The sequence below is a fragment of the Streptomyces sp. NPDC028722 genome, from assembly GCF_040637655.1.
Classification (GTDB): domain Bacteria; phylum Actinomycetota; class Actinomycetes; order Streptomycetales; family Streptomycetaceae; genus Streptomyces.
In genome coordinates this window covers 118,334-144,080 of the sequence record NZ_JBEZWU010000015.1, presented here as the reverse complement: position 1 = coordinate 144,080, position 25,747 = coordinate 118,334, and the positions used below count along the sequence as shown (strand labels likewise).

Below are 25,747 nucleotides of genomic sequence, written 5' to 3'. Positions count from 1 at the left end.
GGCCAACGCACGGGGTGACAGGGCGGTCGGGAGGACATGTTCCGGCCAGTCGTTCGGCCACAAGCGGAACGGTTCGGGCCGGGGCGGGCCGCGCCCCGGCACCGGGGTCACATCAGCGGGGTCAGGAACCGGCGCAAGTGTTCCTCGTATTCGCCGGGGTCGGCGTTCCACATCGCCGCGTGCGGGGCCCCCGGCACGGTGTGCAGGGTGACGAGGTCGGCGCGGTGCCGGGCGAGCCGGCGGGAGAACTGCCAGGGGGCGACCCGGTCGTCCGGACCGTGGATGAGCAGGGTGGGGACACGGAGCCGCGCCGGTCCCGTGTCCTCGGTGATCCGCCCGGTGTGCAGCCCGGCCCGGCCCTGCGCGGCCCGCACCGCCAGCGGCAGCAGCGGCCGGGGGGTGTGGCGGGCCGCGGCCAGGGCGCGCAGCGTGGCCTGCCAGTTGAGCACCGGCGAGTCGAGAACGAGTCCGGCGACGCGCTCGCGGACGGTGGAGTGCCCGGCGGCGTGCAGGGCCATGGTGGCGCCGGTGGACCAGCCGAGCAGGACGACCCGGCGGGCGCCGCGGCCGACGGCGTAGCGGATCGTCGCGTCGACGTCGCGCCACTCGGTCTCGCCGAGGTGGTTCAGCCCGTCCGGCGGGCGGGGGGCGCCGAGGTCGCCGCGGTAGGCGAGGGCGAGGACCGGCAGGCTGCGGCCGTGCAGGAAGCCCAGGACGTTGAGGACCTGTTCGCGGGTGGTGCCGAGGCCGTGCACGGCGATCACCCAGGTGTCCCGGTGGCCGGGCAGGAACCAGGCGGGCAGCGGGCCGAGTTCGCCGGGCACCTCGACGTCGGTGTGGTCGAGGCCGAGGGCGGTGCCCGGGTTGCCGACGTACAGGTTGGGGGTGAGCCACACCGCGTCGCGGGGGGCGAAGGTGCCGTGGGTGACGCGTTCCAGACGGCGTACGACGGTGTCGGCGGTGTGCCGGGGCGTCTCCAGGACGGGGCCGACGACCGCGTGGCTGCCGTCGCCGGCGAGACCGTAGGTGCCGGGGCGCAGGGAGGCCAGGTCGCGGGTCAGCGTGATCCGGCCGGCTTCCGTGCCGTGCACGGTGAGGCGGGGTTCGGTGGGCAGCGGGCGGCCCGCGGGTGCCTTCAGCGCGGCGTCGCTGGCGAGCCGTCCGGCGGCCACGGAGGCCAGGCCGGCGGCGACGGCGGCGGTGACCGCGGTGGCGGTGGCTCTGACGGTGCGCACGGGTCCAGTGTCGGGGCGGGGTCCGCCACCGGCCAGCGGAGCGGCGGGTGGGGGTGAGGTCCGGGGTGGTGCGACCCGGGCCGCCACCGCCGGGCCCGTACGGCGTGGCCGAGCGCCGTCGCGCCGGAAGAAGGGGGGCCGATCCCCTGAAGCCCGGCGGAGCCGGAGCGCCCGGCTCCCGAGAGCGCGCCGGAACCAGGGCGCCCGGACCCCGGAAGGGAGGCGGAGTCTGGGCGGCCGGCCCGTGGGGACGCGCCCGGGCGACCGAAGCCACCGCCCGGAAGCGCGGCGGAGCCGAGTCAGCCGGCTCCCGGAAGCGGGGCGGAACCGGAGCACCCGCCCCCCGGAAGCCCGGCGGAGCCGGAGAAGCCGGAGCCGGGTCAGCCTGCCCCCGGAAGCGCGGCGGAGTCGGCGAGGGCGGGGCGGGGGCGTGCCGAGGACCGGGGTGTGCGGGGCCCTCTTCGGTGGGCTGGGTGGCAAGGGGTCACCTCCGTTGGCCGTACCCCTTCAAGCGTTCCCCGGCTTCGGCCAGTTGTGCCTCCGAGAGCAGAGACGGTGTCAGGCCCGGCACGGAGGACGCCGTGAGCCACAGGCGGCACATCCACTCCAGTTGGGCGGTGCGGTCGTAGGCCTGGTCGAGGGTGGCGCCGTAGGTGATCGTGCCGTGGTTGCGGAGCAGGCAGCCGGAGCGGCCGTCGAGGGCGCGGAGCATGTGCTCGGCCAGCTCGCCGGTGCCGTAGGTGGCGTAGGGGGCGACCCGGACGGGGCCGCCGAGGGCACCGGCCATGTAGTGGATCAGCGGCAGCTCGTCCACGAGCGTGGAGACGGCGGTGGCGTGCACGGCGTGGGTGTGGACGACGGCCCGGGCGTCGGTGGTGCGGTAGACGGCGAGGTGCATGGGCAGTTCGCTCGTCGGCGTCAGGGTGCCCAGCACCCGGCGGCCGGTGAGGTCGACGCCGGTGATGTCTCCGGGGGTGAGCCGGTCGTAGGGGACGCCCGTCGGGGTGACCAGCACGAGGTCACCGAGGCGCGCGGAGACGTTGCCGGAGGTGCCGACCACGAGTCCGTCGGCGACGGTCCTGCGTGCCGTCGCGACCAGTTCCGCCCAGAGGCGGGCCTCTTCCTGCCGGATGTCTTCCGCTTCTGCCGGGTTCCGCCGCGGTTCAGCCATGCGGCGATCCTGCCAGCCGGCCCGGTGTCCCGGGGGCCGGACGGGTCGGTTCGCGACGAGGGCCGTGCCGGGCGCCGTAGCAGGAGCCGCACCACCGAACGGGCGGATCCGGTCGCGAAACGCCTGAAACGGACACGAATGGTGCCCCCCGGTCCTTCGATGGTCCCTCTTGCCCACTGGACGATCCGGACGATCGCCGCCGACCGCGGGGCCCGGCCGTCCGTCACACCGGAGAGAGGACCGGCCGCCGCCCGGTCGTCCACACCTCGGCCCAGTGGTGGAAGCTGTGCACCGGCAACAGCCGCGCCTTCGCCGGCTCGAACCCGCTGTGGATCGCCTGGTACGGCACCGCGCTGCCGGGCGCGCTGCCGGGCGGCCGGCGGTACTGGACGTTCTGGCAGTACGGCATCGAGGGCACCCTGCCGGGTGACCAGAATCTCTTCGACGGCTCCGTGAGCCGGCTGCGGACCTTCGCGCGCGGCCAGTAACCAAGGGGCGTATGGGGCGACCGGGCGGAGCGGCACGCCGAACCCGTTCGACAGTCACTCCCACGCCGGTCCCAGTTCATCTTCCGTTCACCCAGGTTGCCTACGTTCAGCCTGCCAATGACCTCGAACGATTGCCTGGGTAAATGGAAAGCTTCTCGCTGATCCTCGCGATAGTGGTGGTAACCGCTCTCGCGTTCGATTTCACGAACGGTTTCCACGACACCGCGAACGCGATGGCCACCACCATCTCCACAGGCGCCCTGAAGCCCAAGATCGCGGTGGCCCTGTCCGCCGCCCTCAATCTTGTGGGCGCCTTCCTCTCCGTGGAGGTCGCGAACACGATCTCCAAGGGTCTCGTCGACGAGAGCGGCATCCGTCCCGAGGTCATCTTCGCCGCCCTGGTCGGCGCGATCCTCTGGAACCTGCTGACCTGGCTGGTGGGCCTGCCCTCCAGTTCCTCGCACGCCCTGATGGGCGGCCTGGTCGGTGCCACCGTCGCCTCCGCCGGCTTCGGCGCCGTGCACGGTGACGTCCTGGTCACCAAGGTGCTGCTCCCCGCGGTCGCCGCGCCGATCGTGGCGGGCCTCGCCTCGCTGCTGGCCACCCGGTTCTCCTACGGCATCGGCGGCACCGCCGACGGCGAGGCCACCCGCAAGGGCTACCGCGCCGGCCAGATCGCCTCCGCCGGCCTGGTCTCCCTGGCCCACGGCACCAACGACGCCCAGAAGACGATGGGCATCATCACGCTCGCCCTCGTCGCGGGCGGCTCCATCGCCCCCGGCTCCAACCCTCCCACCTGGGTGATCCTCTCCGCCGGCCTGGCCATCGCGCTCGGCACCTACATCGGCGGCTGGCGCATCATCCGCACCATGGGCAAGGGCCTGACCGACCTGGAGCCGCGCCAGGGCTTCGCCGCCCAGACCAGCGCCGCGACCGCCATCCTGGCCTCCTCCCACCTCGGCTTCTCCCTCTCCACCACCCACGTCGTCTCCGGCTCGGTGATGGGCGCCGGCCTCGGCCGCAAGGGCGGTGTGGTCCGCTGGTCCACCGCCACCCGCATGTTCATCGCCTGGGCGCTCACCCTCCCGGCCGCCGCGCTGGTCGGCGCGGGTGCCGAGTCCGTCACCGGCCTGGGTGACTGGGGCACCGCCGCCGTCGCCGTCTTCCTCGTCGCCGCCAGCGCCGCGATCTGGAAGTTCTCCCGCCGCGAGGTCGTGGACCACACCCACGTGGTCCAGGAGACCGGCGAGCCGGCCGGTGTGATCACCACCGCCATGGCCGCCGTGACCCCGCCCCCGGCCGGCCCGGTCGCCATCGACCTGGACATCGCCTTCCCACGGCAGGCCACCAGCCCGGTCCCGGCCGCCGAGCCCGCTCCCCCGGCCGCCCCGGCCGCCACCGTCTGAGCCCGGTCACCCCGGTTACCGAAGGAAGCATCCCCATGAAGATCGACTGGGCGGCTCTCGGCTCCGTCTTCGGAGTGAGCCTCGTGGCCACCGTGGGCCTGGTGTCCCTGTTCACCCTCGGCATCGCGGGCCTGCACCGGCGCGAGAAGGCCGTGGCGCAGGGCGGCACCGCCGGCCTCGCCGTCACCGGCGCCTACCTCTGCTTCGCGGCCTGCGCGGCGGCGGTGGCGTACGGCATCCACCTGGTCGTGGCCAAGGCCTGACCCGGACCCTCTCGGAGGCTCCCCCGCACCGGTCGTGCGGGGGAGCCTCCGTCCTGTTCCCACCCGTCCCGCGCGTCCCGCGGTGTGGGGATGGGCACACTCTCCCCACGCAGGTCAACGGCAAGTTGACGGCCCTTCCGGGCGCGTGGTGGACTGCCCAGGCCATCTACGGCGGCAGAAGAGGAAGCCGGTGCGAATCCGGCGCGGTCCCGCCACTGTCACCGGGGAGTCATCCCCGGGAGCCAGGAACTCTCGCCGCCGATCGACGTCGAACCAGGGCGCGGACACCCTGAGTGAGGACCTACAGCGACATGCTCGGCTGCCCATCGAGGACCCGTTCGAGGACCCGTACCCGGACCGCTTCCGTCCCCGCGGCCGGCTGAGCCGATGGGTGCCGATCGCACTTACGCGTACGGCGCCGCCGCCGGTCTCCTCGGTGACCTGCTCCTCGGCGATCCGCGCCGCGGGCATCCGGTCGCCGTGTTCGGCCGGGCGGCCGGAGCCGTGGAACGCGCCCTGTGGCACGACCACCGCGGCTGGGGTGCCCTGCACACCGCCGTGTGCGCCGGCGGCGCCGTCGCGCTGGGCGCGCTGGCCGCACGCGCCGCACGCCCCCGTCCCGCCGTCTCCGCCGCGCTGACCGCCGCCGCCACCTGGGCCGTCGTCGGCGGCACCTCGCTCGCCCGTGAGGCCCGAACCGTCGGGCGCGCGCTGGAGGCCGGGGACGTCGAAGCCGCCCGGGCCCGGCTGCCCCACCTGTGCGGCCGGGACCCGCAGGCGCTGGACGCCGACGGCATCGCCCGGGCCGTGGTCGAGTCGGTCGCCGAGAACACCTCCGACGCCGTGGTCGGCGCCCTCGTCTGGGGTGCCGTGGCCGGTGTCCCGGGGCTGCTCGGATTCCGGGCGGTCAACACCCTGGACGCGATGGTGGGCCACAGGTCGCCCCGCCACCGGCGTTACGGCTGGGCCTCCGCCCGCCTCGACGACGTCGCCGGCTGGCCCGGGGCCCGGCTCACCGCCGTACTCGCCACCCTCGCCGGGCCCGATCCGCGCGGTGCCGCGCGGGCCTGGCGGGCCGACGCCTCCCGGCATCCGAGCCCCAACGCCGGTCCCGTGGAGGCCGCGTTCGCGGGCGCCCTCGGGGTACGGCTGGGCGGGACGCTCTCCTACGGCGGCCGGGTCGAACACCGGCCCGTGCTCAACGGCGGCACCGGACGCCCGGTCCGGGTCACCGACATCGACCGGGCCGTACGGCTCTCCCGCCGCGTCGGCCTGCTCGCGCTCGGCGCCACGCTCGCCGCGCGCGGCCTGATGAAGGGACGTGCGAAGTGAACGGGGGTCTCCTCGTCGCCGGCACCACCTCCGACGCCGGCAAGAGCGTCGTGACGGCCGGGATCTGCCGCTGGCTGGTCCGCCAGGGCGTGAAGGTGGCGCCGTTCAAGGCGCAGAACATGTCCCTGAACTCGTTCGTCACCCTGGAAGGGGCGGAGATCGGACGGGCGCAGGCCATGCAGGCACAGGCCTGCCGGGTCGAGCCCACCGCGCTGATGAACCCGGTGCTGCTCAAGCCGGGCGGCGAGCAGAGCAGCCAGGTGGTGCTGCTCGGCAAGCCCGTCGGGGAGCTGAGCGCGCGCGGCTACCACGGGGGCCGCCAACAGCGCCTGCTCGGCACGGTGCTGGACTGCCTGGCCGAGTTGCGGGGCACGTATGACGCGGTGATCTGTGAGGGGGCGGGCAGTCCGGCCGAGATCAACCTGCGGCGGACGGACATCGTCAACATGGGCATCGCCCGCAACGCGCGGCTGCCCGTGCTGGTGGTGGGGGACATCGACCGCGGGGGCGTCTTCGCGTCCTTCTTCGGCACCGTCGCCCTGCTCTCCCCCGAGGACCAGGAACTGGTGGCCGGGTTCCTCGTGAACAAGTTCCGCGGTGACGTGTCGCTGCTGGAGCCGGGCCTGGACATGCTGCACGGGCTCACCGGGCGGCGGACGTACGGCGTCCTGCCCTTCCGGCACGGCCTCGGCATCGACGAGGAGGACGGGCTGAGAGTGTCCCTGCGGGGCACCGTCCGCGAGTCCTCCGTGACGCCCCCGGTCGGCGCGGACGTGCTGCGGGTCGCCGTCTGCGCGGTCCCGCTGATGTCCAACTTCACCGACGTGGACGCCCTCGCCGCCGAACCGGGCGTCGTCGTGCGCTTCGTGGACCGCCCCGAGGAACTGGCCGACGCCGATCTCGTGGTGGTCCCGGGCACGCGCGGCACCGTACGGGCGCTCCAGTGGCTGCGGGACCGCGGGCTGGCGGACGCCCTCCTGCGGCGGGCCGCCGAGGGGCGCCCCGTGCTCGGCATCTGCGGCGGCTTCCAGATGCTCGGCGAGCACATCGAGGACGAGGTCGAGTCGCGCGCCGGACACGTCCCCGGGCTCGGCCTGCTCCCCGTCCGGGTCCGCTTCGCCCGCGAGAAGACCCTCGCCCGGCCCGTCGGCGAGGCCTTCGGCGAGCGGGTCGAGGGGTACGAGATCCATCACGGGGTGGCCGAGCTCACCGGCGGGGACGCCTTCCTGGACGGCTGCCGCGCGGGCCGGACCTGGGGCACCCACTGGCACGGCTCGCTGGAGTCGGACGGCTTCCGGCGGGCCTTCCTGCGCGAGGTGGCCGCCGCCGCGGGCCGCCGCTTCGTGCCCGCGCCGGACACCTCCTTCGCCGCGCTGCGCGAGGAGCAGCTCGACCGGCTCGGCGACCTGATCGAACAGCACGCGGACACCGACGCGCTCTGGCGGCTCATCGAGTCGGGCGCGCCGCAAGGACTGCCTTTCATTCCACCGGGAGCGCCCGCATGAGCACAGTGTTGTTGTTGTCGACCGCCGACACGGATCTGCTGGCGGCCCGGGCCTGTGGCGCCGGCTACCGCATCGGCAACCCCACCCGGGTCGACGTCGCCGGGGAGCTGCCGGCCCTGGTCGAGGGCGCGGACATCGCCGTCGTACGGCTGCTGGGCGGCAAGCGCGCCTGGGAGGACGGGCTGGCGGTGCTGCGGACGTCCGGGATCCCGACCGTGCTGCTGGGTGGCGAGGCCGTCCCGGACGCCGAGCTGATGGCCGAGTCGTCCGTGCCGGCCGGTGTGGTCGCCGAGGCGCTGAAGTACCTGGTCGAGGGCGGCCCGGAGAACCTGCTGGAGCTGTCCCGGTTCCTGTCGGACACCGTGCTGCTGACCGGTGAGGGCTTCGAGGGGCCGCGCGGGATGCCGGAGTACGGCGTGCACGGCGACCGCCCGGTCGTGGCCGGCCGCCCCACCGTGGGCGTCCTCTTCTACCGGGCGCACGAACTGAGCGGCAACACCGCCTTCGTGGACACGCTGTGCGACGCGATCGAGGCGAAGGGCGCCAACGCCCTTCCGGTGTACTGCGGTTCGCTGCGCGGCGCGGACGCCGGGCTGTACCGGCTGCTGGAGCGGGCCGACGTGCTGGTGGCCACCGTCCTCGCGGCCGGCGGCACGCACGCCTCCCAGGCGTCGGCGGGCGGCGACGAGGAGGCCTGGGACATCGGCGCCCTCGCCGACCTCGACGTGCCCGTCCTCCAGGGCCTGTGCCTGACCTCCTCGCGAGCAGCGTGGGAGGAGTCCGACGCGGCCCTGTCCCCGATGGACGCGGCGATGCAGGTCGCGATCCCGGAGTTCGACGGCCGCCTCGTCACCGTCCCGTTCTCCTTCAAGGAGCAGGGCCCGGACGACGTGCCGGTGTACGTCGCCGACCCCGAGCGGGCCGCGCGGGTCGCCGGGATCGCCCTGCGGCACGCCCGGCTGAAGCACAAGCCGAACGCCGAGAAGAAGATCGCCCTGGTCTTCACCGCGTACCCGACCAAGCACTCCCGGGTCGGCAACGCGGTGGGCCTGGACACGCCCGCGTCCGCGGTGCGGGTGCTGGACGCGCTGCGGGACGCGGGCTACTCCCTGACCGAGTACCCCGCCGGCGGCGACGAGCTGATCCACCGGCTGATCGAGGCCGGCGGCCACGACGTGGAGTGGCTGACGGAGGAGCAGCTGGCCGCCGCGCCCGCCCGGGTGCCGCTGGCCGACTACCGGGCCTGGTTCGAGAAGCTGGACCCGGGACTGCGGGACGCGATGACCGAGGCGTGGGGCGAGCCGCCGGGCGGCCTGTACGTGGACGGCGACGACATCGTGCTGGCGTCGCTGCGGTTCGGGAACGTCGTGGTGATGATCCAGCCGCCGCGTGGCTTCGGCGAGAACCCGATCGCCATCTACCACGACCCCGACATGCCACCCTCGCACCACTACATGGCGGCCTACCGGTGGCTGGAACACGGTTTCGGCGCCGACGCGGTCGTCCACATGGGCAAGCACGGCACGATGGAGTGGCTGCCGGGCAAGGGCCTCGGGCTCAGCGCCGGCTGCGCGCCGGACGCGGTCCTCGGCGACCTGCCGCTGGTCTACCCGTTCATCGTGAACGACCCCGGTGAGGGCACCCAGGCCAAGCGGCGCGGGCACGCCACGGTCGTCGACCACCTGGTCCCGCCGATGGCCCGCGCCGACACGTACGGCGACCTGGCCAAACTGGAGCAGCTGCTCGACGAGTACGCCCTCGTCTCCGACCTCGACCCGGTGAAGGCCCCGGCCGTCCGCGCCCAGATCTGGACCCTGGTCAAGGCGGCGGAACTGCACCACGACCTGCACGTGGACGAGCAGCCGGACGACACCGCGTTCGACGAGTTCGTCATGCACATCGACGGCTATCTGTGCGAGATCAAGGATGTGCAGATCCGGGACGGACTGCACATCCTCGGCGGCGGACCGGTCGCCGAACCCCGGGTGAACCTCGTCCTCGCCGTGCTGCGCGCCTCGCAGGTGTGGGGCGGGCAGGCGAACGCGATCCCCGGCCTGCGGGCCTCGCTCGCGGCTCATTTCGGGCTGGACGAGAAGGAGTTGCTGGCCGAGCCGGGCGCCCGGGTGAAGGTGCCGGCGGAGCTGACCGGGCTGGCCGACGGCCCGGCCCGGACCGCCGCCGACACGATCGACCTGCTGGAGCAGCTGTGCCGGCGGCTGGCGGAGGGCATGGAGGCGCGCGGCTGGGCCGCCGCCGAGTGCGCCCCCCTGGTCCGCGAGGTGCTGGGCGGTGAACTCCCGGCCGCCGTGACGGTGCTGGAGTTCGCCTGCACGGAGGTCGTACCGCGGCTCGCCCGCACGACCGACGAGATCGGGCACATCCTGCGGGCCCTGGACGGCGGTTACGTCCCGGCGGGCCCCTCGGGCTCCCCGACCCGCGGCCTGGTGAACGTGCTGCCGACCGGCCGGAACTTCTACTCGGTCGACCCCAAGGCGATCCCGTCCCGGCTCAGCTGGGAGGTCGGCCAGTCGCTGGCGGAGTCGCTGGTGCAGCGTTACCTCCAGGACACCGGCGCGTACCCGAAGTCCGTGGGCCTCACGGTGTGGGGCACCTCGGCGATGCGCACCCAGGGTGACGACATCGCCGAGATCCTGGCGCTGCTGGGCTGCCGCCCGGTGTGGGACGACGCCTCGCGCCGCGTGACCGGCTTCGAGGTGATCCCGCCGGCGGAGCTGGGGCGCCCGCGCATCGACGTCACCGTCCGCATCTCCGGCTTCTTCCGGGACGCGTTCCCGCACGTCGTGGGGCTGATCGACGACGCGGTGCGGACGGTGGCCGAGCTGGACGAGCCGGCCGGGTCGAACTACGTGCGGGCGCACGTGGACGAGGACACCGCCGGGCACGGCGACCGGCGGCGGGCGACCGCCCGGATCTTCGGCTCGAAGCCGGGGGCCTACGGCGCCGGCCTGCTGCCGCTGATCGACGCGCGCAACTGGCGTTCGGACGCCGACCTCGCCGAGGTGTACGCGGTGTGGGGCGGTTACGCCTACGGGCGCGGGCTCGACGGGCGGGCGGCGCGCGGGGACATGGAGACCGCGTTCCGGCGGATCGCCGTCGCGGCGAAGAACGTCGACACCCGCGAGCACGACCTGGTCGACGCCGACGACTACTTCCAGTACCACGGCGGCATGGTCGCCATGGTGCGGCACCTGACGGGCGCCAACCCCGAGGCGTACGTGGGCGACAGCGCCGTACCGGACCAGGTGCGGACCCGCACGCTGGGCGAGGAGACCCATCGTGTCTTCCGGGCGAGGGTCGTCAACCCGCGCTGGATGGCGGCCATGCGGCGGCACGGCTACAAGGGCGCGTTCGAGATGGCGGCGACCGTGGACTACCTGTTCGGGTACGACGCGACGGCCGGAGTGGTCGACGACTGGATGTACGAGAAGCTGAGCGCCGAGTACGTCTTCGACCCGGAGAACCGGGACTTCATGAAGAAGTCCAACCCGTGGGCGCTGCGCGGCATCACCGAACGGCTGCTGGAGGCGGCGGACCGCGGCCTGTGGGCGGAGCCCGACGCGGACACGCTGGAGCGGCTGCGCGCCACCTATCTGGAGCTGGAAGGCGACTTGGAGGGCGACCAGTGACCACCCCGTTCCCTTTCACGGCCGTTGTCGGCCAGGACGACCTGCGGCTCGCGCTGCTGCTGAACGCCGTCTCACCGGCCGTCGGCGGTGTGCTCGTGCGCGGCGAGAAGGGCACCGCCAAGTCCACGGCGGTGCGGGCGCTGTCGGCGCTGCTGCCCGAGGTGGCCGTGGTGCCCGGGTGCCGGTTCTCGTGCGATCCGGCGGCGCCGGACCCGTCGTGTCCGGACGGGCCGCACGAGACCGGCCCCGCCGCCGTGCGCCCCGCGCGGATGGTGGAACTCCCCGTCGGCGCCTCGGAGGACCGGCTCGTCGGCGCCCTGGACATCGAGCGGGCCCTCGCGGAGGGCGTCAAGGCCTTCGAGCCGGGCCTGCTGGCCGACGCCCACCGCGGCATCCTGTACGTCGACGAGGTCAACCTCCTCCACGACCACCTGGTCGACCTGCTGCTGGACGCGGCGGCGATGGGCGCCTCCTACGTGGAGCGCGAGGGGGTGTCGGTGCGGCACGCGGCCCGCTTCCTGCTCGTCGGCACCATGAACCCCGAGGAGGGCGAGCTGCGGCCGCAGTTGCTCGACCGGTTCGGGCTGACCGTGGAGGTCGCCGCCTCGCGGGAGCCGGAGCAGCGGGTGGAGGTCGTGCGGCGCCGGCTGGCGTACGACGACGATCCCGCGGGTTTCACGGCGCGCTGGGCCGGCGAGGAGGCCGCCGTACGGCAGCGGGTCGTCGCGGCGCGGGAGCTGCTGCCGCGGGTGCGGCTGGGTGACGCGGCGCTGCGGCAGATCGCGGCGACCTGCGCGGCCTTCGAGGTGGACGGCATGCGCGCCGACATCGTGATGGCCCGTACGGCGACCGCGCTGGCCGCGTGGGCCGGGCGTACCGACGTGCTCGCCGAGGACGTGCGGCAGGCGGCGCTGCTCGCGCTGCCGCACCGGCGCCGGCGCAACCCGTTCGACGCGCCGGGCCTCGACGAGGACAGGCTGGACGAGACGCTGGAACAGTTCGCCGGGAACGACCCGGACGGCGGGGACGGCGGGGACGGCGGGGACGGGAACGACTCGGACGGGGACGGTGACGACGATCCCGGCCCCGGTGGTCCCGGCGGGGGCGGCGGGCAGCCGGAGCCGGACGCCGGTCCGCAGGGCGGGGACACCGCCGCGCGGCCGGAGGCCGCGGACGGCGGGGAGCCCCAGCCGTCCGGTGCCGGCCCGGGCGAGCGGTCCCCGGCGCGTGCCGCGGAACCCTTCAGGGCCAGGGTGCTGAGCGTGCCCGGGATCGGTGAGGGTGCCGCCGGGCGGCGGTCGCGGGCGCGCACCGAGCACGGCCGGACCACGGGGTCCCGCCGGCCGCGGGGCGCGCTGACCAAGCTGCACCTGGCCGCGACCGTGCAGGCCGCCGCCCCGCATCAGCGGGCGCGCGGCCGGTCGGGTCCCGGCCTGGTGATCCGCCGGGACGATCTGCGGCAGGCGTCCCGCGAGGGCCGCGAGGGGAACCTCGTGCTGTTCGTGGTGGACGCCTCGGGGTCGATGGCGGCGCGGCAGCGGATGAGCGCCGTCAAGGGCGCCGTCCTGTCACTGCTCCTCGACGCCTACCAGCGGCGGGACAAGGTGGGCCTGGTGACCTTCCGGGGCTCCGCGGCCGAGGTGGCGCTGCCGCCGACGTCGTCCGTCGACGCCGCCGCGGTGCGGCTGGAGTCGCTGCCGACCGGTGGCCGTACGCCGCTGGCCGCCGGGCTGCTGAAGGCGCACGAGGTGCTGCGGGTGGAGCGGCTGCGGGACGCGGCGCGGCGGGCGCTGGTCGTGGTGGTGACCGACGGGCGGGCGACGGGCGGGACGGAGCCGGTGGCTCTCGCGGGGCGGGCGGCGCGGCTGTTCGCGGCCGACCAGATCGCCTCGGTGGTCGTGGACTGCGAGTCGGGGCCGGTGCGGCTGGGGCTCGCCGGCCGGCTGGCCGGTGAGCTGGACGGTACGGCGGTCACGCTGGAGGAGCTGCGGGCCGACTCGATCGCCGGGCTGGTCAGGGATGTGCAGGGAACGTCGAGGAGGGCCGCGTAGTGCCGCAGGGACAGCCGAGTGTCGTACCGGACGACGGTCTGACGACCCGACAGCGCAGGAACCGTCCGCTGGTCATCGTGCACACGGGCGTCGGCAAGGGCAAGTCCACCGCCGCGTTCGGGCTGGCGCTGCGCGCCTGGAACCAGGGGTGGCCCATCGGGGTGTTCCAGTTCGTCAAGTCCGCGAAGTGGAAGGTCGGCGAGGAGAACGCGCTGCGCGTGCTCGGCGCCTCCGGCGAGGGCGGGACCGTCGACTGGCACAAGATGGGCGAGGGCTGGTCCTGGGTGCAGCGCGACATCCAGGGTGACAACTCGACCAACGAGGAGAAGGCCCGCGAGGGCTGGGAGCAGGTCAAGCGGGACCTGGCCGCCGAGACGTACCGGCTGTACGTGCTGGACGAGTTCGCGTACCCGATGCACTGGGGCTGGGTCGACACGGACGAGGTGGTGGAGGTGCTGCGCGCCCGGCCGGGCACCCAGCACGTGGTGATCACGGGGCGCAACGCGCCTCGGAAGCTGGTGGACCTCGCCGACCTCGTCACCGACATGTCCAAGGTCAAGCACCCCATGGACGCCGGCCAGAAGGGCCAGAAGGGCATCGAGTGGTGAGTGCGCCCGTGCCCCGGCTGGTCATCGCCGCGCCCTCCTCGGGCAGCGGCAAGACCACCGTCGCCACGGGGCTGATGGCCGCGTTCGCCGCGCGGGGGCTCGCCGTGTCCCCGCACAAGGTCGGACCGGACTACATCGACCCCGGTTACCACGCGCTCGCCACCGGGCGCGCGGGGCGCAACCTGGACGCGTACCTGTGCGGGCCGCAGCTGGTCGCCCCGCTGTTCCTGCACGGGGCGCGGGGCTGCGACCTCGCGGTCGTGGAGGGCGTGATGGGGCTGTACGACGGGGCCGCCGGGGAGGGCGAGCTGGCCTCCACCGCGCAGGTGGCCAAGCTGCTGCGCGCGCCGGTCGTGCTCGTCGTGGACGCGTCGTCGCAGTCGCGGTCGGTGGCGGCGCTGGTGCACGGCTTCGCGTCCTGGGACCCGCAGGTGCGGATCGGGGGCGTGATCCTGAACAAGGTGGGCTCCGACCGGCACGAGTCGCTCCTGCGGGAGGCGCTGGATGCGGCGGGGGTGCCGGTCCTCGGTGCGCTGCGGCGGGCGGCCCGGGTGGAGACGCCGTCGCGGCATCTGGGGCTGGTGCCGGTGGCCGAGCGGACCTCGGCCGCGGTCGATGCCGTGGCCGCCATGGCGGCGCAGGTGACCCGGGGCTGCGACCTGGCCGCTCTGGAGGCGCTGGCCCGCTCGGCGGGCCCCCTCCCGGCGGGCTCCGCCCCCTGGACCCCCGATCCGTCGCCCGCCCACCACCCGGCCCGGCCCGGGACGGCTCGGCCGGCCGGGGAGCGAGGGCCCGTGGTCGCCGTCGCCGGGGGTTCCGCGTTCACGTTCTCCTACGCCGAGCACACCGAGCTGCTCACCGCCGCCGGGGCGGAGGTCGCCGTCTTCGACCCGCTGCGGGACGAGGGGCTGCCCGAGGGGACGGCCGGGCTGGTCGTCGGGGGCGGGTTCCCCGAGGTGTACGCCGCCGAACTGTCCGCCAACGAGCCGCTGCGGGCGGCCGTCGCGGACCTGGCGCGCTCCGGCGCGCCCGTGGCCGCCGAGTGCGCCGGACTGCTCTATCTGTGCCGGGAGCTGGACGGCCGGCCGATGTGCGGGGTGCTGGACGCCACCGCGCGGATGAGTGAGCGGCTGACTCTCGGCTACCGGGACGCCGTGGCCGTCGGCGACAGTGTGCTGGCGGTGGCGGGGACGCGGATGCGGGGCCACGAGTTCCACCGCACCGTCGTCGAACCGGGCGCCGGTGCCGCCCCCGCCTGGGGTGTGCGCGCCCCTGCCCGGCGGGTCGAGGGATTCGTACAGCAGGGCGTGCACGCGAGTTATCTGCACACGCACTGGGCGTCCGAGCCCGGTGTCGCCCGTCGGTTCGTGGAGAGGTGCCGGACGTCATGAGCAGCAGGCTGGTCGGAGTCGGGGTGGGCCCCGGTGATCCGGAGCTGGTGACCGTCAAGGGGGTCAACGCCCTGCGGGCGGCCGAGGTCGTCGTCGTACCGGTGATGGACTCCGGCGAGCGGGGGCGGGCGGAGGCGACCGTGCTGCACTACGTGCCCGCCGGCAAGGTCGTCCGGGTGGTGTTCGCGCTGAACGAGCGGAGCGACCGGGCGCGCCGGGAGGCGGCCTGGGACGCGGCCGGTGCCCGGGTCGCCGAGCTGCTGCGGCGGCACGGGTCGGTGGCGTTCGCGACCATCGGGGACCCGAACGTGTACTCGACGTTCACGTATCTCGCGCAGACCGTCGCGGAGCTGGTCCCGCAACTCGCCGTGGAGACCGTGCCCGGGATCACCGCCATGCAGGATCTCGCGGCGCGGTCCGGTGCCGTGCTGACGGAGGGCACCGAACCGCTCACCCTCGTACCGGTGACCGCCGGGTCCGCGGTGCTGAAGGAGGCGCTGGCCGGGCCGGGGACGGTGGTGGCGTACAAGTTCGGGCGGCAGGCCGCCGAGGTCGCCGAGGCGCTGGCGGAGACCGGCCGGCTCGGGAACGCCGTGTGGGGGTCGGCGCTGGGGCTGCCGGAGGAGTCGGTGCGGCCGGCCGCCGAGCTGGACGGGGCCCCGCTGCCGTACCTGTCGACGCTGATCGCGCCCCCGCGGCGGGACGGCGGCCGGGGCGGGAAGCTGTGACACCGCCCGTGCGGTCAGCCGGACAGGCCGACCACCAGCCAGACGAACAGGACGCCGGCCACCGTGCACAGCAGGGTGGAGCGGGCCGGGTGCTCGTGGTGGGCCTCGGGGAGGATCTCGGCGGCGGCGAGATAGAGCAGTACGCCGCCGAAGAGGCCGAGATAGCCGCCGAGCACCGGCTCGGGGATGTGGACGAAGGCGGTCGACAGCGCGCCCAGCACGGGTGCGCAGGCGTCCGCCACCAGCATCCCGACGGCCCGGCGGCGCGCGTTGCCGTACAGGCTGGTCAGGGTGAAGGTGTTGAAGCCGTCGGCGAAGTCGTGCGCGATCACGGCGAGCGCGACGGACGCGCCCATACCGCCGCCCACCTGGAAGGCCGCGCCGATCGCCACACCGTCCATGGCGCTGTGCCCCACCATCGCGCCGGCCGCCGCCAGGCCCACCTCGGGCGCCCGGTGGCCGTCCTCGCCGCCCCCGTGCGCCGCCCGGCGCGCGGCGAGTGTGCGTTCCACCAGATGGGCCAGCAGGAATCCGGCCACGAACAGCAGCAGGGCGGCGGGTACGCCGAGGACCTCGTGGCCGGCCGCGTGCAGCGCCTCCGGCAGCAGGTCCAGGCCGACCACGCCCAGCATCAGCCCGCCGGCCAGGCCCAGCACCAGATGACGGCGGTCGGTCACGCGCTGTGCCGTCCAGCCGCCGGCCAGCGTCATCAGGAACGCGCCGAGCGCGACGAGGACCGCCATGGGCCCTTCGTATCCGATGGACCGGCCCTCCCGCACGTCCGACGGCCGTGCGCGCGCTGACCCGCACCGGCCGCACCCACCGAACCGCCCGTAGTTCCGTAGTTCTGTAAGGAGAGGACCGATTCCCATGGCCGATGCCCCCACCGGCAAGGTGACCTTCGTCGGTGCCGGCCCCGGCGCCGCCGATCTGCTGACGTTCCGTGCCGCGCGTGCCATCGCCGAGGCCGACGTCGTGATCTGGGCCGCGAGCCTGGTCCAGGCGGAGGTCCTCGAACACGCCCGCGAGGACGCGGAGGTGCTGGACTCGGCGACCATGTCGCTGGAGGACGTCGTCGCCGTGTACCGGCGGGCCGGCGAGGAGGGGCTGCGGGTGGCCCGCATCCACTCCGGCGACCCGGCCCTGTGGGGCGGCACGCAGGAGCAGGTCGACCGCTGCCGGGAGATCGGTATCGCGACCGAGATCGTCCCGGGCGTGTCGTCGTTCTCCGCGGTGGCCGCGATCGCGCAGCGCGAGCTGACGATCCCGGAGGTCGCCCAGTCCGTGGTGCTCACCCGGCTCGGCGGCGGCAAGACGCCGATGCCGCCCGGGGAGGAGGTCCGCGAGTTCGCCCGGCACGGCACCACGATGGCCGTCTTCCTGTCGGCGGCGCGCAGCGGGCAGCTGGTGCGGGAGCTGTTGGAGGGCGGTTACCCCACGGACACGCCGGTGGTCGTCGCCTACCAGGCGACCTGGCCGGAGGAGCTGGTCGTGCGGTGCACGATCGGCACGCTGGAGGAGACGGTCAAGGAGCACAAGCTCTGGAAGCACACGCTGTTCCTCGTCGGCCCGGCCCTGGACGCCAGCGGCACCCGTTCGCACCTGTACCACCCCGGTCACTTCCACGGCTACCGCAAGGCCGACCCGCAGGCCCGGCGGGCCCTGCGCGAGCAGCGGGCGAAGAGTTGATCACGGTCGTCGGGACGGGGACGGGCACGCCGGTCCCCGCGGACGTCCTCGCCGGGGCCGCGCTCGTGGTCGGGGGGCAGCGGCACCTGGACGCCGCAGCGCTGCCGGACGGGGCGGAGCGGGTGGTCCTCGGGCCGTTGGCACCCGCCCTGGACACCGTCGCGGAGTACGCCGCCGCGCGGCTGCCGGTCGTCGTGCTGGCCTCCGGGGACCCGGGGTTCTTCGGGATCGTGCGGGCGTTGGCCGAGCGCTTCGGCGCCGGTGCGCTGGACGTACGGCCGGGGGTGTCCTCGGTGGCCACCGCGTTCGCACGGATCGGGCTGCCCTGGGACGACGCGGTGGTGGTCAGCGCGCACGGCCGGGACCCGCGGACGGCCGTCAACGTGTGCCGGGCCCGGCCCAAGGTGGCCGTGCTGACCGGTCCGGGGGCCGGCCCCGCCGAGCTGGGGGCCGCGGTGCCGGCCGACCGCGTCCTCGTCGTGGCGAGCGCGCTCGGGGATCCGGAGCGGGAGCGCGTGGAGCGGGTCACGCCCGCCGAGGCGGCGGCCCGGGACTGGGGCACGGCGGTGAGCGTGGTGCTGTGCCTGGACGGGACGCGGGCGCTCGGCGCGGTGCGCACGGTCGCCGGGACACCCACCGGGCCGGCCCGGTGGGCCCTGGACGAGGGCGAGTTCACCCACCGCGACTCGATGATCACCAAGTTCGAGGTCCGGGCGCTGGCCCTGGCCCGGCTCGGCCCGCGCCTCGGCGACCTGGTGTGGGACGTGGGCGCCGGGTCGGGTTCGGTGGCGGTGGAGTGCGCGCGGCTCGGCGCGGCCGTCGTCGCCGTGGAGAAGACCGCGGACGGGGTGGAGCGCGTCCGCGCCAACGCGGAGGCGCACGGCGTCGGCGTGGACGTGGTGCACGGCTCGGCGCCGGAGGTGCTGTCCGCGCTGCCCGGCGATCCGGACGCGGTGTTCGTCGGCGGCGGGGGCCGTGAGCTGCCCGCCGTCGTGACCGCGTGCGCGCGGCGGGCCCGGCGCACCGTGGTCGTCGCCATGGCCGCCCTGGACCGGGTGCCGGCGGCGCGCGAGGCGCTGACGGCCGCCGGGTTCCGCTGCGACGGCGTGCTGTTGCAGTCGTCGCGCCTCGCGCCGCTGCCCGGGGACGTGACCCGGCTGGCGGCCACCAATCCTGTGTTCCTGCTGTGGGGCGAGCGCGCCACGGCGTCCAGTGAAGGAGTTGCCCAGTGATCGGCCTCATTTCCGCCACCGCGGCGGGAGCGGCGGCGCGGGACCGGCTGGCCACGGCCTGGCCGGACCGTACCCGCGTGTACGACGGTCCCGTCGGGGAGGCGGTACGCGCCGCGTTCGCGGAGTGCGAGCAGCTGGTGTGCTTCCTGGCGACGGGGGCGACCGTACGGCTGCTCGCGCCGCTGCTCGGCGACAAGGCCGCTGACCCGGGTGTGGTGTGCGTCGACGAGGGCGGCCGGTTCGCGGTGTCGCTGGTCGGCGGGCACGCGGGCGGGGCCAACGCGCTCGCCCGGGAGGCCGGTGAGCTGCTCGGCGCCGAACCCGTGGTGACCACCGCGACGGACGCCGTCGGACTGGCGGGCCTCGACACGCTCGGGCTGCCCTGCGAGGGCGCGGTCGCCGCGGTCTCCCGCGCCCTGCTGGACGGCGAACCGGTCGCCCTGGCGGCGGAGGTCGCGTGGCCGCTGCCGCCGCTGCCGCTCGCGGCGCACGGGGCGTACACGGTCCGGCTCACCGACCGGGCCGTCCGACCGGGCGAGCGGGAGGTGCTGTTGCGGCCCCCGTCGCTGGTGGTCGGCGTGGGCGCGTCGAAGGGCGCGCCGGCCGAGGAGGTCCTCGCGCTGGTCGGGGAGGCGCTGCGGGAGGCGGGTCTGTCGCCGCGGTCGGTCGCCGAACTGGCCACGGTGGACGCCAAGGCGGACGAGCCCGGCATCGTGGCCGCCGCCGAGCGGCTCGGGGTGCCCGTGGTGACGTACACCGCCGGCGAACTGGCCGCGGTGGAGGTGCCCAACCCGTCCACCGCGCCGCTCACGGCCGTCGGCACGCCGTCGGTCGCTGAGGCCGCCGCCCTGGCGCGCGGCGGTGAACTCCTCGTGCCCAAGCGGAAGTCCGTACGGGCCGACGGCCGGCCCGCCATGGCGACCTGCGCCGTCGTACGGCGACCGGGACGCGGACGGCTCGCGGTGGTCGGGCTCGGACCGGGCGCCCGGGACCTGCTCACCCCGCGCGCGGCGGCCGAGCTGCGGCGGGCGTCGGTGCTGGTCGGCCTCGACCAGTACGTCGACCAGATCCGCGACCTGCTGCGGCCCGGCACCCGGGTGCTGGAGTCCGGGCTGGGCGCGGAGGAGGAGCGGGCCCGTACCGCGGTCGCCGAGGCCCGCGCGGGGCACGCGGTCGCGCTGATCGGCAGCGGCGACGCCGGCGTGTACGCGATGGCCTCCCCGGCGCTCGCCGAGGCGTCCGACGACATCGACGTGGTCGGGGTGCCCGGGGTGACGGCCGCGCTGGCCGCCGCAGCCCTCCTGGGCGCGCCGCTGGGCCACGACCACGTGTCCATCAGCCTGTCGGACCTGCACACCCCCTGGGAGGTCATCGAGCGCCGGGTGCGCGCGGCGGCCGAGGCGGACCTGGTGGTCACCTTCTACAACCCGCGTTCACGCGGCCGGGACTGGCAGCTGCCCAAGGCGCTCGCGATCCTCTCCGGGCACCGGGAGGCGACGACACCGGTCGGTGTCGTCCGCAACGCCTCCCGCCCCGACGAGTCCGGCCGGGTGACCACGCTGGGCGCGCTGGACCCGGCGACGGTCGACATGATGACGGTCGTCACCGTGGGCAACACCGCCACCCGGAACATCGCGGGGCGCATGGTGACCCCGCGCGGCTACCGCTGGCAGAACGGCACACAGGAGGAAGCCCGGTGAACCGCGTGGTCCACCCCATCGAGCAGGAGTCCTTCCGGCGGCTGCGCGCCCGCCTGGACACCTCGCACTTCCCGCCGCTGACCCGGGCGGTGGTGGAGCGGGTCATCCACTCCGCCGCCGACCTGGAGTACGCCACCGACCTCGTCATGGACGAGGCCGACCTGGTGACGGCGCACGCCGCGCTGCACGCCGGGGCGCCCGTCGTCGTCGACGTGGAGATGGTCGCGGCCGGCATCACCCGGCGCGGGACCGTCTGCCGGCTGCGGGACGCCGTCTCCGGGCCCGGACTGACCCGTTCGGCACACGCCGTACGGCTCGCGTACGAGCAGGTCGGGCCCGGCGCCATCTGGGTGATCGGCTGCGCGCCGACCGCCCTGGAGGAGCTGCTGACCCTCGACGCCTCCCCCGCGCTCGTCATCGGCCTGCCCGTCGGCTTCGTCGGCGCGGCCGAGTCCAAGGCCGCGTTGCGGACGAGCGGGCTGCCCGCCGTCAGCAACGTGTCCGAGAAGGGCGGTTCGGCGGTCGCCGCCGCCGCGCTCAACGCCCTGCTCTACCACCCCGTTCCGTCTGAGGAGACCCCGTGACCACCCCGCCCGCCCTGCTCATCGCCGGCCACGGCACCCGTGACGACGCCGGAGCCGAGGCGTTCCGTGACTTCGTCCGGGAACTGGGGCGCCGCCACCCCGAACTGCCCGTCGCGGGCGGCTTCATCGAACTGTCGCCGCCGCCGCTGGGCGAGGCCGTCGCCGAGCTGGTCGAGCGGGGTGTGCGCCGGTTCGCCGCCGTACCGCTGATGCTGGTGTCCGCCGGGCACGCCAAGGGTGACATCCCGGCTGCGCTGGCCCGCGAGAAGGAACGGCACCCGGGCATCACGTACACGTACGGCCGTCCGCTGGGCCCGCACCCCGCGTTGCTGAACGTGCTGGAGCGGCGGCTCGACGAGGCGCTCGGCGGCGCCGCCCGCACGCCCGGGGACCGGGCGGACGTCACCGTGCTGCTCGTCGGGCGCGGCTCCACCGACCCCGACGCCAACGCCGAGGTGTTCAAGGCGGCGCGGCTGCTGTGGGAGGGCCGCGGGTACGCCGGTGTCGAGACGGCGTTCGTGTCGCTCGCGGCGCCGGACGTGCCGAGCGGCCTGGACCGGTGCGTCGCGCTGGGCGCGAAGAAGATCGTCGTCCTGCCGTACTTCCTGTTCACCGGGATCCTGCCGGACCGGGTACGGCAGCAGACCGAGGGCTGGGCCGCGGCCCACCCGGAGACCGAGGTCCGGTCGGCCGACGTCATCGGGCCCGAGCCGGAGCTGCTGGACCTGGTGATGGAGCGGTACCAGGAGGCCGTCAAGGGTGACCTGCGCATGAACTGCGACTCCTGCGTGTACCGGATCGCGCTGCCGGGCTTCGAGGACAAAGTGGGACTGCCGCAGCAGCCCCACTTCCACCCGGACGACGAAGGACACCACCACGGACACGGGCACCACCATCACGGGGGGCACTCGCACAGCCATGCGCACTGAGGACACCGACGGGTCCGGGCCCGATCTGCGGCACCACGGGGACGCCGAAGTGCGGGACGACGGGGCCGCGTTGGTCGACCTCGCCGTCAACGTCCGCGCGGACACGCCCCCGCGGTGGCTGCGGGAGGAGATCGCCGGTTCGCTGTCGTCCCTCGCGGCCTACCCCGACGGGCGGGCCGCCCGGGCGGCGGTGGCCGCGCGGCACGGGCTGCCGGTGGAACGGGTGCTGCTGACGGCGGGGGCCGCGGAGGCGTTCGTCCTCCTCGCCCGCGCCCTGGAGGTCCGCCGGCCGGTCGTCGTGCACCCGCAGTTCACCGAGCCGGAGGCGGCGCTGCGCGACGCCGGGCACCCGGTGGGCCGGGTGCTGCTGCGGGAGGAGGACGGGTTCCGGCTGGACGCGGCGGCCGTCCCGGAGGACGCCGACCTGGTGGTGATCGGCAACCCCACCAACCCGACGTCCGTCCTGCACCCGGCGGAGACGGTCACCCGGCTGGCCCGTCCGGGCCGGACGCTGGTGGTCGACGAGGCGTTCATGGACGCGGTGCCCGGTGAGCGCGAGGCGCTGGCCGGCCGGACGGACGTGCCGGGCCTCGTCGTGCTGCGCAGCCTCACCAAGACCTGGGGGCTGGCGGGGCTGCGCATCGGCTACGCGCTGGCCGCGCCCGAGGTGATCGCCCGGCTGGAGCGGGCCCAGCCGCTGTGGCCCGTGTCCACACCCGCGCTGGCCGCGGCGCGGGCGTGCGTGGCACCCCGGGCGCTGGCCGAGGCGGGACACGCGGCGCATCGCGTCGCCGGGGACCGGGCACACCTCGTCGCGGGACTGTCCGCGCTCGCCGGCCGTGGCGTACGGGTGGTGCAGCCGGCGGAGGGCCCCTTCGTACTGATCCGCATGCCGGACGCCGCGGCGGTACGGCGCCGGTTGCGCGACCTCGGCCACGCCGTGCGCCGGGGGGACACGTTCCCCGGGCTCGGCCCGGACTGGATACGGGTGGCGGTACGCGACCGCACCACGACGAACACCTTCCTGACGGCCCTGTCCACGGCCCTCCCGGAGGACTGAGAGCCACGTCCTCCACCCTCCGGGGGCCCTGGGCCACCGCGGGAACGCCGGGCCCCGCACCGCCCCGGGGCCCCCGGACCGGCCGGGGTCCCTGCCCGGCTCCCCACGGGGACCGGCGGAGCCCCGCACGGCCCCGGGGCGTCGGGCCGGCCGAGGACCGGGCCACCGCCCGTCCTCACGGTGACCGACCGAGCCCGGGGCCGCTCCGGGCTCCCGCCCGCCGAGCCCAGCACGCCCCCGGGAACCCCGGTCCGACCGAGCCCGGCACGGCCCGGGGCGTCGGGCCGGAGTCCCACCCGACTCCTCACCGTGACCGGTCCAGCCCAGGGGCCACCTCCTGAACCCACCCGCCGAGCCGCAATGCCGCCCGGCTCCGGGACCGCCCGAGCCGCGGGCGCGTTCCCGCAGCCGTCCCGGCGCCGTCACGGTCCGGCGGCCGGCCGGCCGGGAATCACGGGCCGCCGGGACGTCCGGCATCCCGGGGCTGGGCTGAGGTCCGGGGTCCGTCGGACCGTCCGGTCGGTGGGTGTGGCGTGGCAGCCGGGGGCTCCGGGGAGGCGGGTGGCTGCCGGTGGGCGGGGCCGGTGTCAGTTCTTGCGGCGTTTGTTCAGGGCCACCGCTCCGCCGCCCGCCAGCAGCAGCGCCAGCGCGCCGCCGGCGATGTACGGGGTCGCCGGGCTGCCGCCGGTCTCCGCGAGGCCGGCCTCGGCGCCCTGGGGGCGGACGCCGGCGGCCGGGTCGTGGCTCGGTACCGGGTGCCGGGCGGGCGGGGCCGCCGGGGACTCGCAGGTGGCCTCGGCCAGGGTGACGGTGCCCTCGACGTCGGCCACGTTGAGCTTCAGGGGGTTGACGGAGACCTTGAGCCGCAGGGCGGTCGCGGCGGCCGTACGGGTCGTGGTGCGCCGCTCGGCCAGGTCGAGGCGGACCTCGCCGACGCCGGGCACCTTCACCTGGACCGGGGCGCCGGCGGTCAGGGTGACGCGCCTGCCGAGGACGGTGACGGCGCCGAGGACGTTCGCGGAGGCGGTGGGTGCCTTGCGGGCCTCGCAGGTGGCCCTGGCGGTGACCGCGTCGGCGTCGATCACGGACAGCAGGGGCAGGCCGGGGACGTGCAGCCGGGCGTGGGCGACCCGGACGGAGCCCTCGGTACGCCGGGCGGTGGCCGTCGCCTCCGCCCGGGCGACGTCCGCGCCGAGGACGGTGAACGGCCGGCCGCCGTCCACGCCGTCGAGCCGGGCGGACAGCGAGGTGCGGTCCGCGCTGCGCGGCGCCCGCACCTCGTTGAGGGAGAGGGCGAGCGGGAGGTGCACGGTGTGGTCGAGCAGGGACACGTCGAGCCCGGTGCGCAGGACGACGGCGGAGGCGCGACCGTGGGCGGCGGTCGCGTGCGCGGCACCCGCGCCCAGGACCGCGGGTGCCGCGGTGAGGGCGGTGACCGTCGCCAGGGCGGCGAGACGGCGTGCGGGCATGCGGAAGTCGGTGCTGTTCAAGGCGGTGGGACCCCCAGAGGGAACATGTGCGGGACCCGTCAACCTTGTACGCGGTACGGGTGAACGGTCAGCGATCCGGGGTCACTTCACTCGTACGTGGATATCCCGCACGCGGATTCGACAGCGGGGGCACGTCTACTCGACGACACGCCCGTCGAGCACGACCCGCCGCGGCGCCGCCAGCACCCGGACGTCCGCCCGGGGATCGGCCTCGTAGACCACCAGGTCGGCCGGCGCGCCCTCCTCCAGGCCGGGCCGGCCGAGCCACGTCCGGGCGGACCAGGTCGTGGCGGCGAGGGCCCGGACCGGCGGGATGCCGGCGGTGACCAGCTCGGCGACCTCCTCCGCGACCAGGCCGTGGGCCAGCGAGCCGCCGGCGTCCGTGCCGACGTAGACCGGGATCCCGGCGTCGTAGGCGCCGCGCACGGTGTCGTAGCGCCGCTCGTGCAGCCGGCGCATGTGGGCGGACCAGCGCGGGTACTTGGCGTCGCCGCCCGCCGCGAGCCGGGGGAAGGTGGCGATGTTGACGAGGGTGGGGACGATCGCGACGCCCCGCTCGGCGAAGAGCGGGATCAGGTCCTCGGTGAGGCCGGTGGCGTGCTCGATGCAGTCGATGCCCGCCTCGACCAGGTCGCGCAGGGAGTTCTCGGCGAAGCAGTGCGCGGTGACGCGGGCGCCGAGCCGGTGGGCCTCGGCGATGCCCGCCTCGACGGCCTCGCGCGGCCAGCAGGGGGCCAGGTCGCCGGCGCCGCGGTCGATCCAGTCGCCGACGAGCTTGACCCAGCCGTCGCCGCGCCGGGCCTCCCGGGCGACGTGGGCGACGAGGTCCTCCGGTTCGATCTCCCAGGCGTAGTTGCGGATGTAGCGGCGGGTGCGGGCGATGTGCCGGCCCGCGCGGATGATCTTCGGGAGATCGTCGCGGTCGTCGATCCAGCGGGTGTCGGAGGGAGAGCCCGCGTCCCGGATCAGCAGGGTGCCGGTGCCCCGGTCGGTGAGCGCCTGCTTCTCCGCGGTGTCCGCGTCGACCGGTCCCTCGGGGCCCAGGCCGACGTGGCAGTGGGCGTCGACCAGGCCGGGCAGCGCCCAGCCCTCGACGGTGGTGACGTCGCGGGCGCCGGCGGGGCGGTCGTAGGAGATCCGCCCCCCGACCACCCACAGTTCGTCCCGGACGTCCTCGGGGCCGGCCAGGACCCGCCCCTTCACGTGCAGCACCGCGCCATCGCTCATGCACCGCACCC

Annotated in this window: 21 protein-coding genes and 1 riboswitch; of the genes, 16 read left to right on the top strand and 5 right to left on the bottom strand. The window is 75.3% G+C overall.

Annotated features, from left to right (window positions below; genetic code table 11):
• Window positions 1-107 precede the first annotated feature (107 nt).
• Together AB0F03_RS23095 and AB0F03_RS23090 are read right to left on the bottom strand one after the other, a co-directional pair.
• The gene (locus AB0F03_RS23095; protein WP_361995053.1) at window positions 108-1,235 is read right to left on the bottom strand and encodes an alpha/beta fold hydrolase; all 1,128 of its coding nucleotides are present in this window, start codon (window positions 1,233-1,235) and stop codon (window positions 108-110) included.
• Window positions 1,236-1,719: 484 nt separating this feature from the next.
• The gene (locus AB0F03_RS23090) at window positions 1,720-2,406 is read right to left on the bottom strand and encodes a class II aldolase/adducin family protein (protein ID WP_361995051.1); all 687 of its coding nucleotides are present in this window, start codon (window positions 2,404-2,406) and stop codon (window positions 1,720-1,722) included.
• Window positions 2,407-2,582: 176 nt separating this feature from the next.
• Between AB0F03_RS23090 and AB0F03_RS23085 the strand changes: the two genes are divergently transcribed.
• From AB0F03_RS23085 to cobI, 10 genes are all read left to right on the top strand, one after another.
• Window positions 2,583-2,894 (top strand): GH25 family lysozyme, encoded by a 312-nt coding sequence (locus AB0F03_RS23085; RefSeq protein ID WP_361995141.1) that lies wholly within the window; start codon window positions 2,583-2,585, stop codon window positions 2,892-2,894.
• 143 nt (window positions 2,895-3,037) lie between these two features.
• Window positions 3,038-4,300, top strand: coding sequence for an inorganic phosphate transporter (locus AB0F03_RS23080; RefSeq protein WP_361995049.1), 1,263 nt, complete (start codon window positions 3,038-3,040; stop codon window positions 4,298-4,300).
• Between the two features lie 35 nt (window positions 4,301-4,335).
• The gene (locus AB0F03_RS23075) at window positions 4,336-4,563 is read left to right on the top strand and encodes a hypothetical protein (protein WP_361995047.1); all 228 of its coding nucleotides are present in this window, start codon (window positions 4,336-4,338) and stop codon (window positions 4,561-4,563) included.
• Between the two features lie 132 nt (window positions 4,564-4,695).
• Window positions 4,696-4,838, top strand: a riboswitch (cobalamin riboswitch).
• A 112-nt stretch (window positions 4,839-4,950) separates the two neighbouring features.
• Window positions 4,951-5,895, top strand: coding sequence for a cobalamin biosynthesis protein (locus tag AB0F03_RS23070; RefSeq protein ID WP_361995045.1), 945 nt, complete (start codon window positions 4,951-4,953; stop codon window positions 5,893-5,895).
• A complete protein-coding gene (locus AB0F03_RS23065) occupies window positions 5,892-7,400 on the top strand; it encodes a cobyric acid synthase (RefSeq protein ID WP_361995044.1) in 1,509 nt (502 codons plus the stop codon). Before AB0F03_RS23070 ends, AB0F03_RS23065 begins: the two co-directional genes overlap by 4 nt.
• Window positions 7,397-11,047: a cobaltochelatase subunit CobN gene (cobN, locus tag AB0F03_RS23060; protein ID WP_361995042.1), complete on the top strand. Its 3,651-nt coding sequence runs from the start codon at window positions 7,397-7,399 to the stop codon at window positions 11,045-11,047. The genes AB0F03_RS23065 and cobN overlap by 4 nt, the downstream gene beginning before the upstream one ends.
• Complete coding sequence (locus tag AB0F03_RS23055) at window positions 11,044-13,098, top strand: putative cobaltochelatase (RefSeq protein ID WP_361995040.1); 2,055 nt, start codon at window positions 11,044-11,046, stop codon at window positions 13,096-13,098. Before cobN ends, AB0F03_RS23055 begins: the two co-directional genes overlap by 4 nt.
• Window positions 13,098-13,706, top strand: a complete 609-nt coding sequence (gene cobO, locus AB0F03_RS23050) for a cob(I)yrinic acid a,c-diamide adenosyltransferase (protein WP_361995038.1) — start codon at window positions 13,098-13,100, stop codon at window positions 13,704-13,706. Before AB0F03_RS23055 ends, cobO begins: the two co-directional genes overlap by 1 nt.
• A complete protein-coding gene (locus AB0F03_RS23045) occupies window positions 13,700-15,097 on the top strand; it encodes a cobyrinate a,c-diamide synthase (RefSeq protein WP_361995036.1) in 1,398 nt (465 codons plus the stop codon). Before cobO ends, AB0F03_RS23045 begins: the two co-directional genes overlap by 7 nt.
• The gene (gene cobI / locus AB0F03_RS23040; RefSeq protein WP_361995034.1) at window positions 15,094-15,825 is read left to right on the top strand and encodes a precorrin-2 C(20)-methyltransferase; all 732 of its coding nucleotides are present in this window, start codon (window positions 15,094-15,096) and stop codon (window positions 15,823-15,825) included. Before AB0F03_RS23045 ends, cobI begins: the two co-directional genes overlap by 4 nt.
• A gap of 14 nt (window positions 15,826-15,839) precedes the next feature.
• Here cobI and AB0F03_RS23035 read toward each other — a convergent pair whose 3' ends face one another.
• Window positions 15,840-16,568 (bottom strand): ZIP family metal transporter, encoded by a 729-nt coding sequence (locus AB0F03_RS23035; RefSeq protein ID WP_361995032.1) that lies wholly within the window; start codon window positions 16,566-16,568, stop codon window positions 15,840-15,842.
• A 127-nt stretch (window positions 16,569-16,695) separates the two neighbouring features.
• Here AB0F03_RS23035 and cobM point away from each other — a divergent pair, with 127 nt between their 5' ends.
• The 6 genes from cobM to cobC are packed head-to-tail and all read left to right on the top strand — an operon-like array spanning window position 16,696 to window position 23,019.
• Window positions 16,696-17,514: a precorrin-4 C(11)-methyltransferase gene (gene cobM / locus AB0F03_RS23030; protein ID WP_356823216.1), complete on the top strand. Its 819-nt coding sequence runs from the start codon at window positions 16,696-16,698 to the stop codon at window positions 17,512-17,514.
• Window positions 17,511-18,746, top strand: coding sequence for a precorrin-6y C5,15-methyltransferase (decarboxylating) subunit CbiE (cbiE, locus tag AB0F03_RS23025; RefSeq protein ID WP_361995030.1), 1,236 nt, complete (start codon window positions 17,511-17,513; stop codon window positions 18,744-18,746). The genes cobM and cbiE overlap by 4 nt, the downstream gene beginning before the upstream one ends.
• Window positions 18,743-20,446: a precorrin-3B C(17)-methyltransferase gene (cobJ, locus tag AB0F03_RS23020; RefSeq protein ID WP_361995028.1), complete on the top strand. Its 1,704-nt coding sequence runs from the start codon at window positions 18,743-18,745 to the stop codon at window positions 20,444-20,446. Before cbiE ends, cobJ begins: the two co-directional genes overlap by 4 nt.
• Window positions 20,443-21,030, top strand: coding sequence for a precorrin-8X methylmutase (locus AB0F03_RS23015; protein WP_361995026.1), 588 nt, complete (start codon window positions 20,443-20,445; stop codon window positions 21,028-21,030). Before cobJ ends, AB0F03_RS23015 begins: the two co-directional genes overlap by 4 nt.
• The gene (locus AB0F03_RS23010; protein ID WP_361995024.1) at window positions 21,027-21,959 is read left to right on the top strand and encodes a sirohydrochlorin chelatase; all 933 of its coding nucleotides are present in this window, start codon (window positions 21,027-21,029) and stop codon (window positions 21,957-21,959) included. The genes AB0F03_RS23015 and AB0F03_RS23010 overlap by 4 nt, the downstream gene beginning before the upstream one ends.
• A complete protein-coding gene (gene cobC, locus AB0F03_RS23005; protein WP_361995022.1) occupies window positions 21,949-23,019 on the top strand; it encodes an Rv2231c family pyridoxal phosphate-dependent protein CobC in 1,071 nt (356 codons plus the stop codon). Before AB0F03_RS23010 ends, cobC begins: the two co-directional genes overlap by 11 nt.
• Before the next feature lie 587 nt (window positions 23,020-23,606).
• Here the strand turns inward: cobC and AB0F03_RS23000 are convergent.
• Together AB0F03_RS23000 and AB0F03_RS22995 are read right to left on the bottom strand one after the other, a co-directional pair.
• A complete protein-coding gene (locus tag AB0F03_RS23000; protein WP_361995020.1) occupies window positions 23,607-24,509 on the bottom strand; it encodes an SCO1860 family LAETG-anchored protein in 903 nt (300 codons plus the stop codon).
• A 135-nt stretch (window positions 24,510-24,644) separates the two neighbouring features.
• Complete coding sequence (locus tag AB0F03_RS22995) at window positions 24,645-25,736, bottom strand: amidohydrolase family protein (RefSeq protein WP_361995018.1); 1,092 nt, start codon at window positions 25,734-25,736, stop codon at window positions 24,645-24,647.
• Window positions 25,737-25,747: the final 11 nt, after the last annotated feature.